The sequence below is a fragment of the Arthrobacter cupressi genome, assembly GCF_900099975.1.
Lineage (GTDB): Bacteria > Actinomycetota > Actinomycetes > Actinomycetales > Micrococcaceae > Arthrobacter > Arthrobacter cupressi.
Genome location: NZ_FNEI01000004.1, coordinates 167660 through 180859, shown reverse-complemented (window position 1 = coordinate 180859; position 13200 = coordinate 167660). Strand labels below are relative to the sequence as shown.

Annotated in this window: 12 protein-coding genes; 2 read left to right on the top strand and 10 right to left on the bottom strand. The window is 65.3% G+C overall.

The window, feature by feature from the left end; translation table 11 throughout:
• Nucleotides 1-69 precede the first annotated feature (69 nt).
• The 5 genes from BLP88_RS06790 to BLP88_RS06770 all read right to left on the bottom strand — a co-directional run bounded on the left by BLP88_RS06790 (nt 70) and on the right by BLP88_RS06770 (nt 7284).
• A complete protein-coding gene (locus BLP88_RS06790) occupies nt 70-996 on the bottom strand; it encodes an ABC transporter substrate-binding protein (protein WP_074587942.1) in 927 nt (308 codons plus the stop codon).
• A gap of 327 nt (nt 997-1323) precedes the next feature.
• The gene (locus tag BLP88_RS06785) at nt 1324-2679 is read right to left on the bottom strand and encodes an aspartate aminotransferase family protein (protein WP_245679788.1); all 1356 of its coding nucleotides are present in this window, start codon (nt 2677-2679) and stop codon (nt 1324-1326) included.
• 30 nt (nt 2680-2709) lie between these two features.
• On the bottom strand, nt 2710-3783 hold the full coding sequence (locus BLP88_RS06780) for a phosphotransferase (protein WP_074587939.1): 1074 nt from the start codon (nt 3781-3783) through the stop codon (nt 2710-2712).
• A 128-nt stretch (nt 3784-3911) separates the two neighbouring features.
• Entirely contained in the window at nt 3912-4580 is a 669-nt protein-coding gene (locus BLP88_RS06775) for an HAD family hydrolase (protein WP_074587938.1), read from the bottom strand.
• A gap of 160 nt (nt 4581-4740) precedes the next feature.
• Nucleotides 4741-7284, bottom strand: coding sequence for an ATP-dependent DNA ligase (locus BLP88_RS06770; RefSeq protein ID WP_074587937.1), 2544 nt, complete (start codon nt 7282-7284; stop codon nt 4741-4743).
• Between the two features lie 38 nt (nt 7285-7322).
• Here BLP88_RS06770 and ku point away from each other — a divergent pair, with 38 nt between their 5' ends.
• Nucleotides 7323-8231 (top strand): non-homologous end joining protein Ku, encoded by a 909-nt coding sequence (gene ku, locus BLP88_RS06765; protein WP_074587935.1) that lies wholly within the window; start codon nt 7323-7325, stop codon nt 8229-8231.
• Between the two features lie 13 nt (nt 8232-8244).
• On the opposite strand, the gene BLP88_RS06760 is transcribed toward ku, so the two are convergent.
• From BLP88_RS06760 to BLP88_RS06750, 3 genes are all read right to left on the bottom strand, one after another.
• The gene (locus BLP88_RS06760; protein ID WP_074587934.1) at nt 8245-8907 is read right to left on the bottom strand and encodes a DUF6766 family protein; all 663 of its coding nucleotides are present in this window, start codon (nt 8905-8907) and stop codon (nt 8245-8247) included.
• Nucleotides 8908-8914: 7 nt separating this feature from the next.
• Complete coding sequence (locus tag BLP88_RS06755) at nt 8915-9418, bottom strand: DUF6328 family protein (RefSeq protein WP_074587932.1); 504 nt, start codon at nt 9416-9418, stop codon at nt 8915-8917.
• A gap of 517 nt (nt 9419-9935) precedes the next feature.
• Nucleotides 9936-10376: a hypothetical protein gene (locus tag BLP88_RS06750; RefSeq protein ID WP_074587931.1), complete on the bottom strand. Its 441-nt coding sequence runs from the start codon at nt 10374-10376 to the stop codon at nt 9936-9938.
• 199 nt (nt 10377-10575) lie between these two features.
• On the opposite strand from BLP88_RS06750, the gene BLP88_RS06745 reads away from it, so the two are divergent.
• Nucleotides 10576-11055 carry a Dps family protein gene (locus BLP88_RS06745; protein WP_074587930.1) on the top strand — a complete coding sequence of 160 codons (480 nt, stop codon included), beginning with the start codon at nt 10576-10578 and terminating at the stop codon, nt 11053-11055.
• A 73-nt stretch (nt 11056-11128) separates the two neighbouring features.
• Here the strand turns inward: BLP88_RS06745 and BLP88_RS06740 are convergent, their stop codons facing one another.
• Both BLP88_RS06740 and ptsP read right to left on the bottom strand, forming a co-directional pair.
• Entirely contained in the window at nt 11129-11407 is a 279-nt protein-coding gene (locus BLP88_RS06740; protein ID WP_074587929.1) for an HPr family phosphocarrier protein, read from the bottom strand.
• 49 nt (nt 11408-11456) lie between these two features.
• Nucleotides 11457-13169 (bottom strand): phosphoenolpyruvate--protein phosphotransferase, encoded by a 1713-nt coding sequence (gene ptsP, locus BLP88_RS06735; RefSeq protein WP_074587927.1) that lies wholly within the window; start codon nt 13167-13169, stop codon nt 11457-11459.
• Between the last annotated feature and the right edge of the window lie 31 nt (nt 13170-13200).

Below are 13200 nucleotides of genomic sequence, written 5' to 3'. Positions count from 1 at the left end.
TAATGCGATATCAGAGCAAAGCCGGACGCGACGGGCCTGTCCGGCTTTGCTCTGATAGGGGCTGATGGACTAGCGGATTGCGGCTTCAGTGATGGCTGATTCTCCAAGGCCCCAGTATTCCAGCGACTCCTTGTATTCGGGGCTCTCGAGGACGGACTGGATGGCCTTCTGGAGGGCAGGCGTCAGCGGTGATCCCTTCTTCAGCCCCATGGCGACGTTGGTGTTGGTGCGGGTATCCATCCGCGGCTCCAGGACGGTGAAGTGGCCGGGCTGCTGGGCCTGTGCCCAGGCCAGGCCGCTGGCGTCGTAGAAGACACCGTCAACCCGCTTGGAGTCCAACTGCGTCAGGGCCTCCTGGACGTTGGGCAGCGTCACGGCGTTGATGGCCGGCTTGCCCTTTTCCTCACAGGTCCACTTCGAGACGTTCGGCAGGTGCTTGAGTTGCTGGGTGGAGCCCTTGGTGACGGCGATGCTCTTGCCGCAGAGTGACTCGTTGGTCAGATTCTGCGGGTTGCCGTCGGGTACTGCCACCGCTGAGCCGCCCTTGAGGTAGTTGATCATGTCCATGACCTTGAGCCGCTCTTCCGTGGCGGACATGGTGGTGGCGGTGAAGTCGTAGCGGCCGCCGTCGATGCCGGGGATGATCGTGTCGAACGCCGTGTTTTCGAACTTCAACTTCAGCCCCAGCTTTTTGGCAACCAGGCGGGCGAGGTCCGGGTTCACGCCGATGGGGGTTGTGTTGTCCTCGGCAAGGAACGTCATCGGCGGCGAGCTCAGATCCATCGCCACGGTCAGTTCGCCCTTGGCCTTGTAGGACGCGGGCAACAGAGCCACCGCAGCCGGATCCGCTTGGACACCTTCCGAAATGTCACGGGTGTTCTGCGTCTTGGGGATTTCCGCCTGCTGGCCGCCCGTTACCGCGCCGCCACAGGCCGTCACGGCCAGCAGGACAGCAAGCCCCGCAGCGGCAGCATGGATCTTGGTGATGCTCTTCATGGTGTTCCCTTCAATTGGTTCACCGCCGAGTAATTCATTGGGGAGGTCGGCTGGTTCAGTACATGGGGATTTGTTGCCTTGGCGCCCGCTGGGCGAGCGATTACTGGCCTCTCGCGCTTGACTCCGACTCTGTGTGACCGGCGTCTCACTGATTAATTTTCATCATGAATGTAAATGGCAACTTTGTCAACAATTTTCTGGTTTTTCCTGCTGCGAGATCTTGGAAGTGAGCCTCGACATAGCCCAAGGGCCCGGGCACGGTGCGATACCGTGCCCAGGCCCTTGCGGTGCGGAACGTCGACGTATGGTGCCGATGCGTGTGCCGAGTCAGCGCAGTTCTTGGAGTACGCGGTCCATGGCCTCGATGAGACGGTCAGCGTCGGTCATGGAGAAGGGCAGCGGCGGGCGGAGCTTCAGGACGTTGCCCTGGGCTCCGCAGGCAGAGATCAGGATCCGCTCTTCGCGGAGCCTGTTTACGATCAAGCCGGCGAGATTCCCGTCCGGGGTCAGGCTGGAGCGGTCGGTGACGAGGTCGACTCCGATGAACAGGCCGCTACCGCGGACCTCCGCCACCTGGTCCAGGTCCTGGGTGATCCGTCGAAGTTCGCTTTGGATCTTCGAACCGACCTTGAGGGCGTTTTCCATGAGGGATTCCTCGCGGATGACATCCAGGACGGCCTGTGCTGCGGCGATGGCGACGGTGTTCCCGCCGAAGGTGTTGAAGTAGCGGATGTTCTTCCCGAATTCCACGAGCAGCTCGGGCTTGAACACTGCCGCGGAGATGGGTATGCCGTTGCCCATTGGCTTGCCCATGGTCACAATGTCAGGGACGATTCCGTGGCGCTGGAAGCCCCACCATTCCTCGCCGGTCCGGCCGAAGCCGGGCTGGACTTCATCAGCGATGTATAGGCCGCCTGCGGCGTGGATTTCCTCAACGATCGGGCGAAGGAAGCCGGCCGGGCCGTCGAAGACGCCGTCGGAGGAGAAGATGCTGTCGGCGATGAACGCCGCTACTCCCACGCCGTGGCGGTGCAGGTCGGCGATCGCCGCACGCACTTGGTCCCGCAGGTGCTCCGCGAGCGGTTTTTCGTCCGAGGCGTAGCGCAGGGCGTCAGGCGCGTCGATGACCCGCACATTGGCGCCCAATGGCACCCCGATGCCCAAGGATGGGGAGAATGACGCCACTTCAGTCGTCAGGCCGTGGTAGGCCCCGGCGGTGACGATGATGCCTTGGTTGCCAGTCACATACTTCGCCACACGCATGGCGAGGTCGTTGGCCTCGGACCCGGTGCAGGTGAACATGATGTGCCCGAGTTCGGCTGGAAAAGTCGAGAGGAGCTGCTCCGAGTAGTCGAGGATGGACTCCTGGACGTAGCGGGTATTCGTGTTCAGCTTCTGCATCTGCTCGTGCACTGCGGCCACGACGCGCGGGTGTGCGTGGCCCACGCTGGGGACGTTGTTGTATACGTCCAGGTATTCGTTCCCTTGGCTGTCAAAGAGCGTGACACCCTGGGCGCGGACCACTTCCACGGGGGTGTTGTAGAAGAGCCGGTAGCTCGGACCGAGGCTCTTGTCCCGGCGTCGAATGTTCTCCTGGATGTGATCCGGGAGTTCGCTGAGGCGATTGGGATCAAAGCCGTTGACCATGGCTCTGGATGGCTTACGGATTTGCGAAGTTTCCATCATTGTTTCCTCGAAGCTTGGTGCTGGAATTCAGGGTGTGAAAGGCGGTTTCGGTGCGGGGGCCGCGGCGGTGGCTGCGAGCCGGTCCCAGTCCGGTTTGGAGTGGGAAAGGAGGTACTCGCGTCTTTCGGGGAGCTGGCTTGCCCGCCACTGCGTTATCAGGGCGCGCAGCAGTAGCCGGGCGGGCGCAGACACTGTCAGGGCCGCGAGCTCCTGAACAGGCAGGGGGCGAACCTTCTGGTACCCCGCCACCACGTTGAGGGCCTGCTCCCAGGGGCTGCCCGGGTCTCTTCCCAGGAGATTGGCCATGGTCACGCTGATGTCGAAGATCAGGGGGGTCCGCACCGTGTCTCCGAAGTCGATGATCCCGGTCACGAAGTCGGCTACATCGGGATCGACCACAAGGTTGAAGGGGCTGAAGTCCCCGTGCACCACTTGGGATGTGAGGCTGCCAAGCAGCGGGACCACCTGCTCGTCGAAGCGGTTGAAAATGTCCTCCGCCAGGGAGCGCTTGGACTTTTCGCCTACGTGGTCAAGCAGCGGCCGCATCCGGTGGAAATGCTTCAGGTCCCACAGGAGCATGCGGTCTGCCCGCGGGTGATCGAAGTCCCGCAAAGCCAGGCCCAGGCGGGCGAGGCTTGAGCCCACCAATTGAAGCTGCTCCGCCGATGCTGCATGATTGGCCAGCAGGTTTCCCGACATGAAGCGCATCACGCGAAGCACCCGGTCGTAGGGTCCGTCCGGTGCGGGGATGTGGACTTCGGGTCTCCCGTCAACGCAACTCACGAGGCGCTGGACCGGAAGCTCGGGGGCGGTCCATTCCAGATGCTGCATGCACGCTGTCTGAAGGTGGACGATCATGGGATCCTCATCCGGCGGGGACACCTTGACCAGATAAGTATCCGCGCCGTCCTGGAGCCTGAACGTGTCATCCTTCTCGGTGGGAATCCGAACCAGCTTCCCTGTCAGGCCATAGAACTCCTCAAGGAGATCCAGGACCGTTAGGTCCGGCATATGTGAATTCCCGCCCAGCAGGCCGCTCTCTGCTGCGACGGCGACGATGAAGTCAGGGTCGCTCGTCGTGGAGTTGGGGGTCGTACTCATGCCACCCTTTCAAAGGGAGTTAGGAAAGCCCGCTTGGCCTGGGCTGCTTGCGGAACAAGCGGGTGTCCCCGCCCACGGCTCACGGCCATGTTCGCTTGCCGTGAGCGGGGAGTCTTAGGAAGCCGGCCCTAGAGGCCGAGGTGTTTGTTGATCTCGTCCAGGGACTTGACAACTTTGTAGTCGTAGCCCGGGCCAATGGGGTCGTAGCCACGGTCCAGCACCCAGAGGTTCCGGAAGCCCATGTCGTGCATCGGATGCATGTCATAGCGGGTGTGCGAGGCGATGTGCAGGAAGTCCTCCGGCTTGGCGTTCAGGGTGTCCAGCATGTACTCGAAGGCCTCGTAGCGCGGCTTGTAGGCCTGGGCTTGCTCGGCGGTCAGCACGGCGTGGAAGTGGGCGCCCAGCTTGGGGATGCTGATTTCCAGGAAGCTGTCGTCGGCGTTGGACAGGGCAACCAGCTTGAAGTTGTCGCCCATGAGCTTCAGCGGAGCCGGCACGTCGTCGTGGGCGCCAAAGCTGCGTACCGCGTCGGCGAATTCTGCGCCTGCACCCGGGGTCGGCCCAATGCCGAAGTACTTGCAGACGCGGTCAAAGGAGCGCTGAAGGACTTCCTCGTACGGCCGGTATTCAAGGACCTCGTCGAAGCGGTAACCGCGGAAAACCTTCTTGAATGCAGGCCACTGCTCTTCAGGCAGGCGGCCATCCAGCAGGCGGAGGGTGGTGGCATCCGTGTCCCAGTTGATCAGGGTGCCGTAGATGTCAAAAGAGATGTACTCCGGCCGTGAGGTGTCTGTCATGATTCCGTCCGTTCGTAGGGGTGGGGAGGGGGCCTCGGTCGATGTGAGCCAACGGGCTTCGGTCCGACCGGGCAGGCGGGTTTTGATTCACTATGAATGTAAATCGCCGAAGTGTAAATTGTCAACGATTTTTTCATTCGCTAGCTCACTCACGGAACGGCTAGTGGGGACGGCCAACGTCCGACGGCGACTTGTCCGGCCGCCAGCCTCGCCACACCGGGTGCCGCATGCGCCCACTTCCGGTCCACTCTCCGAAGGTCACCTCGCCGACGAGCTCGGGGGACACCCAGTGCGCCGTGCGGGCGTCTTCGGCCGGGATGTCGAGAAAGGGCGACTCCGGCTGTTCCAGTTCCTTCACCCGTTTCAGGATGTCGCGCAGCTGCCAGTCCTTGAAGCCTGTGCCCACCCGCCCCGCATACCGCAGCTTGCCGCCGTCGGGAATTCCCACCAGGAGGGCACCGATGCTGCCCCGGCGGGCGCCGGCACCGGGCCGCCAGCCGCCAAGGACCACTTCCTGGCTCTGCTCAAGTTTGAGTTTGAGCCAGGAATGGCTCCGCCGCCCGGGCAGGTAGCGGCTGTCGGCGCGCTTGGCCATGATCCCCTCAAGGCCAAGTTCGGCGGCGCTGTCCAGGATGTCCTCATGGTCGTGATCCAGCACCTCCGACATATGTACCGGGCCGCCCTTGCGGACCTCCTTCACGAAGGACATCAGGCGCCTGCGCCGTTCCTCCAACGGCAGCGAAACCAGCTCCTCGCCGTCGTCGTACAGCAGGTCGAAAAGCATCAACTGCACCGGAGCCACCGCGCGGGCACGCTCTACGTCGTGCGGCTTGGTGAGGTTCATCCGTTTCTGCATCTGCTCGAAGCTCGGCCGGCCGTCCTTGCCGAAGGCCACGATCTCGCCGTCGGCCACGAAATCATGCTCAGGCCAGATGGCGGGGTCGCTCAGCTCCGGGTACGTGGGCGTCATGTCCTTGCCGCTGCGGCTGCCGAGCCGGAGCTTCCCGCGCGAGCGTGAGACCAGCACCCGGAAGCCGTCCCATTTCAGCTCGAACAGCCAGCGGCTCCCGGCCAGGTCCCCGGCCGTGCCCGCGGTGGCCAGCATCGGGGCGTAGTCCGGTGGCGCGGCGAGGGTGCGCGGGCTGGAGGTGCGCGACGTGGCGGCGCCGCGTGCGGCGGGGGCCGCCGCCGGAGCAGTGGCATCGCGGTGCAGCGCCCCGGGCTGTCCGGGCTGTTCCTTCATCAGGTGGATGAGCCACTGCTTGTCCGATTCCCCGGTGCGGATGAGCGCGAAGCGCCGCACGCCGTGCAGGCCGCCGCCTGGCTTGCCGGTGAGGGTGGCGATCACCTCCTTGCCCTCGCGCCACTTCTCGCACTCGTACGTGCCGCTGTCCCAGATGCTCACCGTTCCGGCGCCGTATTCGCCCTTGGGAATGATGCCCTGGAACTGCGCGTACTCGAGCGGGTGGTCCTCCGTGTGCACCGCCAGGTGGTTCTTGTTGGGAGTTTCCGGCACGCCGCGCGGCAGGGCCCAGGACACCAGCACGCCGTGGTGTTCCAGTCGGAAATCCAGATGGAAGGCCCGGGCGTGGTGTTCCTGGATCACGAAGATCCCGCCGGCCGGGTTCTCTTCCGCGTCCGCCTGCTTTCCGGATGGCTTTCCCGCGGCGGGCAGCCCGACGGCGGGAAAGGGTTCCGGAGTTCGGCCCGGATCGCGCTTCCGCACGTAGTCGGCGAGCCGCGGGTGCACGCCGGCCGGTCCGCCGCCGTCGTCCTCTTCATCCCCGCCGAGGTGCGCGGGCGCCTTGCCGGAATGCCCGGCCACCGCGGCGAAGGGATCCTTGCCGTCCTTCACGCGCTTCATAACGGCGGTGAAATCCAAATGCTCGAGTTTGGGGGAGGAGAGCTCCCGCCACGTGCGGGGCGCGGCCACCATGGGGTGCGCGCGGCCGCGCAGGGAGTACGGCACGATCGTGGTCTTGTTCCCGCTGTTCTGGCTCCAGTCAACCAGGACCTTGCCGCCGCGCAGGGACTTCTTCATATCGCTAACCACCAGCTCCGGATGGTCCGCCTCGAGGGAGCGGGCCAGCTCGTGGGCGAACGCCGAGACCTGCTCCCATTTCTGGGTGCCGTCCAGGCCCGCGTACAGGTGGATGCCCTTGCTGCCGCTGGTCACCGGAACCGGGTCCAGGCCGATGTCCTTCAGGATGGACCGGGCCAGCTTGGCCACCTCAACGCATTCGGGTAAGCCGGTGCCGGGCCCGGGGTCGAGGTCCAGGACCAGGCGGTCCGGGTTCAGCATGGTCCCGTCGCCATCCACCTTCCACTGCGGCACGTGGATTTCCAGGGCGGCGATCTGCGCCAGCCAGGTGAGCGTGGCCAGGTTGTTCACCAGCGGATAGTCGTTGGTGTGGTCGCTGTGCTGGATGGTCACCCGGGAAACCCACGACGGCGTGGAGGCATCCAGGTTCTTCTGGAAGAACATCTGCCCGGGGTGCTCCGCGGTGCCCACCCCGTTCACCCAGCGCTTGCGGGTGGCGGGCCGGTCGGCCGCGGCGGGGATCAGGAAAGGCGCGACGGCGGCGTAGTAGTCGAGCACTTCGGCCTTGGTGGTGCCGGTTTCCGGGTAGATGATCTTGCCCAGGTTGGTCAGCGTCAGCGCGCGTCCTTCGACGTTCACCCGCTCCTTCTGGCGGCCTGCCATCTCTTCACCTCCGCCTTGATGTGATGTTCACTTAGTGCATGAGGGCCATTTGGAAGGGTTCTATCGCGTTCGGGCTGGTCAACGTGCCGGTCAAGCTGTACAGCGCCACCGAAGACCACGATGTCAGCCTCCACCAGGTCCACAACAAGGACGGCGGCCGCATCCGCTACCAGCGCAAATGCGAAGTGTGCGGCGAAGTTGTGGCTTACGAGGATATCGACAAGGCCTACGAAGAGGAAGGCCGCACCGTGGTCCTCACCCCGGCGGAACTGAAGTCCCTCCCGGAGGAGAACAGCCGCGAAATCGAGGTGGTGGAATTCGTCCCGTCGGAGCAGCTGGACCCCATCATGTACGAGCGCCCCTACTACCTGGAGCCGGACTCCAAATCGCCCAAGGCCTACATGCTGCTCCTGCGCACCCTGCAGGACACCGAGCGGGTGGCGATTGTCCAGTACGCCCTGCGCCAGAAGACCCGGCTGGGCGCCCTGCGGGTGCGCGGGGACGTGCTGATGCTGCAGTCGCTGCTCTGGGACGACGAGGTCCGCGAGGCCGACTTCCCGGCGCTGGATTCGGACATCAGGATCTCGGACAAGGAACTGGAGATGTCCTCGGCCCTGGTGGACTCCATGGCCCGCGACTTCGACCCCGAAGCCTACACGGATGACTACCAGGTGCAGCTGCGCCAGCTCATCGAGGCGAAGCTCGAACGCGGCGACTCCCTGGACACCGAAGCGACGTTCGGGGTGCAGCCAGGCGAAGGCGAAGGCGGCGAAGTCATCGACCTTATGGAGGCGCTGAAGCGGAGCCTGGACAAGAAGCGCGGCGGAACCAAAACCGGCGCCAAGACTGCCGGGACCAAAGCTTCCAGCAGTTCCAAGGCAAAGGCCGACGACGCGGAGGAGAAAGCCCCCGCCAAGCCCAGGGCCCGGGCGAAGAAGAAAGCCTGAGGCCCCAGGCACGCTAGGCCCCGGTTTCGCGGTGGGGTTCGGCCACCGGCTTCGACTCGGGCGAACCGCGCTCACGCAGGAACACCGAGGCGCCTACAAGCACTGCGACCGCCAGGAATTCGCTCTGCCAGTTCTGGAAGGACTCGAACCAAAATTGGCTGGTTCCCATGAATTCCCAGAGGGAGACCCCCGGCTGTCCGTGGGCCAGTTGTTCTTCGCTGTAGGCTTCCGTGCCGCCCACAGCGTGCATCAGGATCGAGAAAAGGAACAGGATCACCAGCAGGCCGGACAAGGAGTGCTCGTAGACCACCAGGATCCAGCCGCCCTTCCGGACCGGCCATGGCGTCTTTGCGGTGATTTTCGCCTGGCGTGGATCTTCATCCTGTTCCGCTTGCTTTCCTATCGGCTTGGATTCGGATGAACCTTTCTGGAAGAGGAAGACCGTCAGCACCACATACATGGCCATTTGCAGGAATTCCGATTCCCAGTTTTCGAAGACGGCTTCCGCGAAATGCCCGCTTTGCACGTAGGCGAGGAGGCTAACCGCTTCCTCGCCGTGCGCCAGTTGGTCTTCGTTGTAACTGGCCACACCGGAAATCACCATGCCGCCGAAGAAGGCGGCAAAGAGACCGGCATTGACCAGAAGCAGGCCATTGTTCTTCACCCACGAGGGCATGATGCTCCTATTGTCCGTGCCCCGGAGGGCGGCGTGATCGGTAACTGAGCCACAACGGAATGGCAAGGAGCAGGAACAGCAGGACCACCACGATCGAGATCCCGGCGATCAGCGCGGCATTGCGGCCCGCAACGACGTCGTACACCAGGACAGCGGTGCCCACAATCAGCACCGCCACGCCGCACAGGGCGGTCTTGGCCATGTTGTCGGCGCTGGACACCAGCACGGATTTGAGCCGCTTCCGGAACAGCCGCCGGTGCACGCTGACCGGCAGCAGGATCACCGCCGTCGTCAGGGCCGCGGCCATCACGTTAAACAGGTAAAGGCCCACCTGGAATGAATCCAGCGAGTCGAATTTCGCTTGGAACGGCAACGTCAGGAGGAAGCCCGCCAGGATTTGGACGCCGGTTTGCAGCACCCTAAGTTCCTGGAGGAGTTCCATCCAGTTGCGGTCGAGTTTCTGGTTCCGGGACTCGCCGCGATCGTCGTCTTGGTTCTCAGATACGTCCATGAAGCACCCTCCACCGGGCCTTTTGAACTTCACGCTATGGCGTGGCGGCGCGGATTTCAATGGGATGATAAGCCTGCTGACTAATTTCGCCGGAACGCTGGACTCCGTGCCCGCCGACGGTTAGCGTCGGGAGTGCTGGAGAAGTACGCCAACTCACATTGGAGGAAGCGATGGACAGCACTTTCCCTTCACCGGTCCAGCCGGGCGGGCAACTTCCCGGAAGCGGTAACCCGCCGGAGACGCCGCCCGACGCCGGGGACCCGCCGTCGCCGTTCGGGCCGCCGTCGCCGTTACCGCCTGAGCCCCTGCCGCCGGATCCGGGCACCCAGCCGCCGCCCTTTGAACCGCCGCAGCCGCCGCCCACCGAGCCGCCTGTTCCACCGGATCCGGGACCGTTCCCGGTGCCGCCTGGGCCCGACACCTTCCCGGTGCCCGGCGACCCGGATGCGGCCCCGCCGGAGCCGCAGCCGGGTCCGGAGCGCGGCTAGGCCGGCGCTCCGGACGGCGGGCCGTTCGGCTAGGCGGGCAGTTCCATCCGGAATCCGCAGCCGCACTGGAGCACCTTGGTCTTCAAGTAGACATCGAGCAGTTCCACGGCGGGATCTTGCCCCGGATCGTCGGTACGGATGGGAGCCTGCACGCTCCGGTGTGCCGAGCCGGCCAACTCCATGGGGCGCCCGCAGTGGACGTACTCGCCGCCGAATTGCAGGACCCCAATGGTGTTTCCGCGTTCGTTGAGGATGGCGGCTGCGTCCAGGAAGACGGCCGTGTGTGCGTAGAAGGTGTCGCACTCAACGCAGGTGTAGGAAATGTCGACGAGCCCTTCAGTGGGGGGCTTGAGCGGTTCTATGCTGTCCAGGATGAGGTGCTCGGTGGTGTTGCAGGTCCGGCACCAGATGGGCTCCGCGTTGGGTTGTGGCGTCTCGTTGGGAGACGCCGGGTGGGAAATCGTCGACATTGACCGGTTCCTTTCCGTTGACTGAACCTTCTCGGCACTGCTTCGAAAGCCTTCCCGCATGCCGGCCCAGATGCCTCATAATACTAGTAAGCATGCTTACTAAACTAGAGTTCGGGACGTAAGCTGGGCAAGTGGCCCGCTTCGGGGATCGCGCTCCCCGGGCCGGCCTGGCACTGGAACAGCATCGTGAGAGGAAGACATGAAGGCATCGCAAACCCTGGCAACAAACCTGCAGATGGTCCTGACGGATCTGATCGAACTCCAGCTCCAGGGCAAGCAGGCGCACTGGAACATCGTGGGCCAAAACTTCAGGGACCTGCACCTGCAGCTCGATGAACTCGTCGCGGCCACCCGGGCCTTCGCCGACGAAACGGCCGAACGCATGCGGGCCCTGCACGCCCTGCCGGACGGCCGCAGCGCCACCATCGCGGGAGGGACCAGGCTGGAAGCCTTCCCCGAGGGACTCACCGCTACCAAGGATGCCGTCAAGCTGATTACGGCACGGGTGGAGCGCGCCGTGAAGACCATGCGCGACGTGCATGACCAGGTGGACGAGGAAGACCCGACGTCGGCGGACCTGCTGCACGCGATCATCTCCCGGCTTGAGCAACTCGCGTGGATGATCAACGCCGAGACCATGACGGCCGGCACCGCGGTCTCCGAACCCGCGCAAGACTAACCCCTGCCGCAAACCAGAGGAGCGTGCCTTCCCGCGAGGGGAAGGCACGCTCCGTTGTTTCGGCCGGGACCTGCTATTCGGCGTCGTGGTCCGTTTCGAGGATCTTGACCAGCTTGTCCAGGGCTTCGTCGGCCCCGGTGCCTTCGGCGCGCAGCACGACGACGTCGCCCTGGGAAGCGCCGAGGCTCATCAGGGACAGGATGGACGCGGCGTCCATGGCCTCATCGGCGGGTTCGCCCTGGCGGGCAATGGTGACCTCGAGGTCGAGTTCGCCGGCAGCTTCGGCGAAGATCGCGGCGGGACGGGCATGCAGGCCGACGCGGCTGGCGATGGTGGCGGTGCGTTCGCTCATGGTGGGTTCTCCTTGCTGGTTCGGTGGCCTGCGGTTACAGGCCGTGTTCTTAAAGGCCGAGGTCGTTGAGGACGGGCAAGTGTTCGCGGACCGCGGCGCGCGCGGCGGCGGCGCTGGGGGCGGCCAGGGCGATGCCGGCCAGCTCCCGGGCCTGGTCCACGGTGACGGTTTTCAGGACCGCGGCCACGCCGGCCAGGGCCCGTGGGCTCATGGAAAGCGTCGCGACGCCCAATCCGATGAGTACGACGGCGAGGGCGGGGTCGGCCGCTGCCTCACCGCAGACTCCCACGGGTTTGGCCTGGCCGCTGGCGCTGCTCGCCGTGGCGGCGCCGTCGGCGGTGAGCTTGATGAGCCGCAACACCGCGGGCTGCCAGGGGTCGTTCAGGGTGGCCAGGGGGCCGAGCTGCCGGTCGGCGGCCATGGCGTACTGGGTGAGGTCGTTGGTGCCGAGGGAGGCAAAAGACACCTGGCCGAGCACGGTCTCGGCCGTCAGCGCCGCGGACGGCACTTCCACCATCACGCCCGGGGTCTTGAGCCCGGCGGCGTGGCAGAGGTCCGCGAAGCGGGCTGCTTCCTCGGCGGTGGAGATCATGGGGGCCATGACCCAGACCTCGGCCTCGTGTGCGGCCTCGGCGGCGGCGATCGCCTCGAGCTGGCGTTCCAGGACGCCGGGGGAGGTGAGGTCGGTACGGTAGCCGCGCACGCCGAGCGCAGGGTTGGGTTCGTCCGCATTGGTCAGGAACGGCAGCGGCTTGTCGGCGCCGGCGTCGAGGGTGCGGACCACCACCTTCTTCGCCGGGAACGCGGCGAACACGGCCCCGTACGCGGCGATTTGTTCTTCCACGGTGGGTTCGGTGTCGCGGTCCAGGAAGCAGAACTCGGTCCGGAGCAGGCCGACGCCTTCGGCCCCGGCACCGGCGGCCTTGACGGCGTCGGCGCCGGTGCCCACGTTGGCCAGCAGCGGCACGCGGACACCGTCGGCCAGGGTGTTGTCTCCGGTGAACGCGGCCAGGGTGCTCGCCTGGTTGGCCCAGACCTTCGCCGCCACCCGCAGCTCCTCGCCGGGTTCGGCGGTGATGGTCCCGGCGGCGCCGTCGACGTAAACCTCCGTGCCGTCGTCGATCCCGTCCACGCCGGCAGCGGCGACGACGGCGGGCAGGCCCAGCGCCCGGGCCAAAATGGCCGTGTGGGACTGGGGCCCGCCCCCTGAAGTGATCAGGGCGATGACCTTGGCCGGGTCCAGGGTGGCGGTGTCCGCGGGAGCCAGGTCCTCGGCGGCCAGGATGAACGGCACCTCGGAGGCCGGGATGCCCGGGGCCGGCAGGCCGCGCAGTTCGGACACGATCCGGGCCCGGACGTCCAGCACGTCGGCGACCCGCTCGGCCATGTAACCGCCGAGGGCCTTCAGGGTTTCGGCCACCGTGGCGGCGGCCTCCCAGACGGCGCGCTCCGCGGTGCGCGCGCCGCCCGGGGTTTCGTGCTTGAGCAGCTTGATCGCGGACTTGACCAGCATGGGGTCCGCCGCCATCAGGGCCGTCGCTTCGAGGACTTCCTTGCCTTCGCCGTTGGCGTTGGCGGCCCGCTCACGCAGTTCCGCCTGCACAGCCTTGGACGCATCCTTGATGCGCTGTGCCTGCGACTCCACTGTTACATCCGCGGGGATGTTCACGTTCGCGTGTGGTTCCTGGATCGGTTTGGGCATCTGCCGCACCGGTCCCAGAACACGCCCGGGAGCGACGCCAACACCTGAAAAGGTCTGCATGGATTAGTCCTCTGGTTGCTTTCTAACGGCG

Bases quoted from the DNA above. Each gene is read 5' to 3' on its own strand.
- BLP88_RS06790 (WP_074587942.1), bottom strand. From the start codon at position 996: ATGAAGAGCATCACCAAGATCCATGCTGCCGCTGCGGGGCTTGCTGTC.
- BLP88_RS06785 (WP_245679788.1), bottom strand. From the start codon at position 2,679: ATGGAAACTTCGCAAATCCGTAAGCCATCCAGAGCCATGGTCAACGGC.
- BLP88_RS06780 (WP_074587939.1), bottom strand. From the start codon at position 3,783: ATGAGTACGACCCCCAACTCCACGACGAGCGACCCTGACTTCATCGTC.
- BLP88_RS06775 (WP_074587938.1), bottom strand. From the start codon at position 4,580: ATGACAGACACCTCACGGCCGGAGTACATCTCTTTTGACATCTACGGC.
- BLP88_RS06770 (WP_074587937.1), bottom strand. From the start codon at position 7,284: ATGGCAGGCCGCCAGAAGGAGCGGGTGAACGTCGAAGGACGCGCGCTG.
- ku (WP_074587935.1), top strand. From the start codon at position 7,323: ATGAGGGCCATTTGGAAGGGTTCTATCGCGTTCGGGCTGGTCAACGTG.
- BLP88_RS06760 (WP_074587934.1), bottom strand. From the start codon at position 8,907: ATGCCCTCGTGGGTGAAGAACAATGGCCTGCTTCTGGTCAATGCCGGT.
- BLP88_RS06755 (WP_074587932.1), bottom strand. From the start codon at position 9,418: ATGGACGTATCTGAGAACCAAGACGACGATCGCGGCGAGTCCCGGAAC.
- BLP88_RS06750 (WP_074587931.1), bottom strand. From the start codon at position 10,376: ATGTCGACGATTTCCCACCCGGCGTCTCCCAACGAGACGCCACAACCC.
- BLP88_RS06745 (WP_074587930.1), top strand. From the start codon at position 10,576: ATGAAGGCATCGCAAACCCTGGCAACAAACCTGCAGATGGTCCTGACG.
- BLP88_RS06740 (WP_074587929.1), bottom strand. From the start codon at position 11,407: ATGAGCGAACGCACCGCCACCATCGCCAGCCGCGTCGGCCTGCATGCC.
- ptsP (WP_074587927.1), bottom strand. From the start codon at position 13,169: ATGCAGACCTTTTCAGGTGTTGGCGTCGCTCCCGGGCGTGTTCTGGGA.